Source organism: Syntrophorhabdaceae bacterium (assembly GCA_028713955.1).
In the GTDB taxonomy this organism is placed as follows: domain Bacteria; phylum Desulfobacterota; class Syntrophorhabdia; order Syntrophorhabdales; family Syntrophorhabdaceae; genus UBA5609.
Genome location: JAQTNJ010000066.1, coordinates 10,008 through 14,010, shown reverse-complemented (window position 1 = coordinate 14,010; position 4,003 = coordinate 10,008). Strand labels below are relative to the sequence as shown.

At 51.6% G+C, this 4,003-nt stretch carries 4 protein-coding genes; 3 read left to right on the top strand and 1 reads right to left on the bottom strand.

Annotation, left to right across the window (positions count from 1 at the left end; genetic code table 11):
• The coding region (locus PHU49_07525) for a hypothetical protein (protein MDD5243853.1) at positions 1–1,023 on the bottom strand (1,023 nt) is incomplete at its 3' end.
• A gap of 226 nt (positions 1,024–1,249) precedes the next feature.
• On the opposite strand from PHU49_07525, the gene PHU49_07520 reads away from it, so the two are divergent.
• The 3 genes from PHU49_07520 to PHU49_07510 form a co-directional block, all read left to right on the top strand.
• Positions 1,250–2,581 (top strand): SpoIID/LytB domain-containing protein, encoded by a 1,332-nt coding sequence (locus PHU49_07520; GenBank protein MDD5243852.1) that lies wholly within the window; start codon positions 1,250–1,252, stop codon positions 2,579–2,581.
• A gap of 29 nt (positions 2,582–2,610) precedes the next feature.
• On the top strand, positions 2,611–3,297 hold the full coding sequence (locus PHU49_07515; protein MDD5243851.1) for a sugar phosphate nucleotidyltransferase: 687 nt from the start codon (positions 2,611–2,613) through the stop codon (positions 3,295–3,297).
• Positions 3,294–4,003 (top strand): aminoglycoside phosphotransferase family protein (locus PHU49_07510; GenBank protein MDD5243850.1); only part of this gene is annotated, 710 nt, incomplete at its 3' end. The genes PHU49_07515 and PHU49_07510, both read left to right, overlap by 4 nt.

Here is a 4,003-nt window from a genome sequence, read left to right as displayed (position 1 = left end):
CAGTTCGTCCTCGCTATGGTCAAGGGCGGTACGGACGGTAAGATCGCCGTGCCCCAGTTGCCTGGAGGCATCCACAAGCCTGTTCAGCCTTCTCGCGATCATAATGTTCCCTACGAACCACGCCGATCCCAGGGCAATGATAAAAGCAAGACACAAAAGCGTGATGTTAACGAATAAAGTTTTTTTGGCATCGGCAAGGGCTGTCTCCTCGGGGATGCCGACGCGCATAAAAAGGTATGGCGATGTGCTGTCTTTCAGGTAAAACCTTTTATAGGCGTTCAGGCGCTTTACTCCGTCGACCCCGACTGCCGTAAAAACCCCTTCGGCAGGACCACTCGTCATGTGCCTGATCATATGAGGCGAATCGATCACCCCTGCGTACTTTTTTGATTCCCGGGACCGGTAGAGCCGGATATGCTTGTGGTCATATATTCCAAACACAGACCCTTCCGGCAGCCTCGTCCTTGTAAATGCCTCAGCATAATGTTCAAGGTCAATGGCTACCGCAATAACACCCTTAAAGTGTTTCCCGGTATTGAATACAGGATAGGCAAAATGGATCACCGGTCGATGAATGATCCGCCCCACTGCATATTCACCGGCAGAAAAATTCTTTGTCCGCAGGACATCCTGGAAATATTTTCTATATCTAAGATCCATTGGTACAGTAGGAATGGCGGAGGAAGACAACATCCCCCTGGCATCGACGACAAAGATGTTCCCGTATAACAGATTCTGCTTCTCCAATTCCCCGAGCAGCCTGCTGCTCGCAGAAACTTTCAGGTTATATATGTCCGGGATCTTGACCAACGTCATGAGAAAGTGGCGGGCACTTTCAACGGCACGCTCATGGTCATATGCAAGACTGTGCAGGGCCTGCAACGCGTCATTTTCTGCCATCTTTATGTCATGGTGCTGACGATCTAATCCTGTATAGATAATGATCCCGATGGCAGGAAGGACCGATATCAAGACAAGAAAGATTAAATGGGCTCGTATGGATGTGAAAAATGAATGCTTCACCGTACCGCCTTAAAGTGTAACGTTTGGGCCTACGAAGACATACTCACATACAGATGCTCAATGTCATTAATGAATATGCATAAACCTTTCGCATGCCATTATAGCAGAAAAAACATTGGAAAAGAGTTTTATTTCCCGGGATTGACGATATCCCCGGAAAGGGAATAAGGTTTGACAGGCCTTCATTTTCCCGCTATCATCTTTTCCAGGGAGTCCCGGGACAGGAATGAACAATGAGCCAAAAATAACCGTGGGCATTATGGATCAACGGGTCGAGGTTTCCGGCCGTCTGAACGGCAATTTCCATGGGGATGGGTTCGGTCCACTGTCGGGCAGGTTTTCAGCAAAAACATCGGGCGGGATTATCGTGTTGAATGATGAAAATAACCTTTGTGTTGCCCGTTCTCCTTCGATCAGGCTCACATCGCGCAACGATTCTACGTTCACGCTTTTTCATGTGACCATAGGCATCAGTTTTCACTGGGAGAGAACCGAGGATCAGACATTTCATGGAGACCTTGTACTCCGCTCCCGCGAGGACGGAACGATGGCCGTCATCAACGAGATCCCCCTGGAAGACTACCTGAAAAGCGTCATCTCCTCTGAAATGAGCGGCGCCGCCCCTATTGAATTTTTGAAGACACACGCAATCATGTCACGCAGCTGGCTTCTTTCGACCCTCGATCGAAAAAAAGAGACAAAAAAAAGATCCGTAACAGCGGTGAAGATCACCGCAAACGAAGACGAGGTCGTGCGCTGGTATGAACAGGAAGACCACGACATCTATGATGTATGCGCCGATGACCACTGCCAGCGTTACCAGGGTATAACGAAGATCGTTTCCGGAAATGCGGAAGCGGCTGTCCGGGAGACCTCCGGAACGGTGATCATGCATCAAAACAAAATATGCGATGCCCGTTATTATAAGGCATGCGGGGGGATAACAGAGGATTTCTGCACTGCATGGGGAGATCGGGAGATCCCCTACCTTGTCAGCATAACCGACGCACCGGCACAATTCAATCCGGTCAGGACAGAGGAGGACGCCTTCGCCTGGATCTTCTCGAAGCCTGAGGCGTATTGCAACACAGATGACGCCGGTCTCCTTGTAAAGATCCTTCCTGACTTCGACCGGGAGACAAAGGGCTTTTTCCGCTGGAAGGTTGAATACACCCGTGAGGAGATAGAGGATATCCTGCGGGAGAAGTCGGGCTTTGATTTCGGGACCCTCATGGAGATCACACCGCTTCGTCGTGGTCCTTCAGGGCGGATCTCCAGACTTAAGATCGTCGGATCAAAACGCGCCATGGTCGTGGGGAAAGAGCTCGAAATACGGCGCTGGCTCTCCAGGAGCCACTTATACAGCAGCGCGTTTATAGTAACGATGGAGGGCAGCTCCCGCGGCAAAGCGGATCGGTTCATCTTCCACGGCGCCGGTTGGGGTCACGGCGTTGGGCTCTGTCAGATCGGCGCCGCTGTTATGGCAAATAAAGGTTTCAGCGCCGAACAGATCCTCATACACTATTTCCCCGGTGTGGAATTAAGGAAATTATATTGAATAAACGACGGTTTAAGACTGCTTTCATTTTGGGTGCGGGATTGGGCGTGAGGCTTCGCCCGCTGACGGAAAAATGTCCGAAACCGCTTCTCCCGATAGGCGGCCGCCCGGTCATCACCTATGTCATGGACCACCTCCTCGGAACAGGGGTTGACCGTTTCATCGTCAATACCCATCACCTTTCGGAAACCTACGCGCAAAAGCTTCCTGACAGGCAATGGCGCGGCGCGCCCATCACCTTTCGTCATGAACCGGTTCTTCTTAATACGGCAGGCGGGTTAAAGAACATTGAAGACCTGCTCAACGATGATGAAGCGATCATATGTTACAACGGCGATGTGATTACAGACCTTCCTCTGCGGAAACTGGTTGACGACCACGAAGAGAAGCGACCTGACGTCACCATGGCATTGCGGAGCAGCGGCCCTCTCCTCAACGTGAACATCAACGAACGGGGCGATGTCTGCGATCTCCGCCACAGGCTTGGCGATCCTGGAGTGCAAAGCTGCCTCTTTACCGGTATCTATACTGTGGAGACGTCGCTCCTCCGGCATCTTGAAGCAGGTAAGATCGAATCCGTCATCCCCGTATTCCTTAAAAGGATTGCGGAAAAACCTGGATCTGTCCGAGGGGTCATTATAGACGAAGGAGCGTGGCACGATATCGGCTCCATCAAAGAATACAGACGTCTTAAAGCTGCTATGGAGAATGGATGAACCCTATGATCGGTTTTGCGCGGGAGGCATTGGGGCTTTCAGGGTCCATTGCCGTGGAACTCATTCCCCTGGCGGGGAGAGGCTCCGACAGGGAATTTTTCAGAGTACAATTGAGTCACGGGGATTCGGCCATCCTTATCCATTACAACCCGAAACGTATAGAAAATACCTATTACGCGGACATCGCGGTCTTTCTTCATAACATACATATCCCTGTCCCCCGGCTGATCCGCCATGATCCGGACCGCTGTTTAATGTTGATGGAAGATATGGGGGATCGAGACCTCTGGTCGCTGAAGGATTCCCCCCGGGAAACCCGACGGGCCCTTTATCAGAAAACCCTCGCGATCGTTCACAGGCTTCACTCCTTTCCCGGAAAGGATTTTCCCTCTGACCGGGTGAGGCTTATGGAGGGCTTTGGTCCCGACCTGTACCGCTGGGAGCGGGATTACTTCAGGGACTACCTTGTAAGAGGCGTCTGCGGGATCAAACTTGAGTCTGCCATAGAGCAGGAGCTCGAAGCAGAGCTTTCCGCCCTTGCAGAGAGCCTTTCCGGGACCAGGCGCTGCCTCGTTCACCGCGACCTGCAATCCCAGAATGTGATGATCCGAGATGGAGAGGCTTTTCTCATCGACTTCCAGGGGATGCGCTTCGGAAGTCCCTTTTATGATCTCGGCTCATTGCTTTGCGATCCCTATGTAAACCT

Excerpts from the sequence above, each read along its gene's own strand:
- PHU49_07520 (MDD5243852.1), top strand. The coding sequence starts at position 1,250 with ATGAACAATGAGCCAAAAATAACCGTGGGCATTATGGATCAACGGGTC.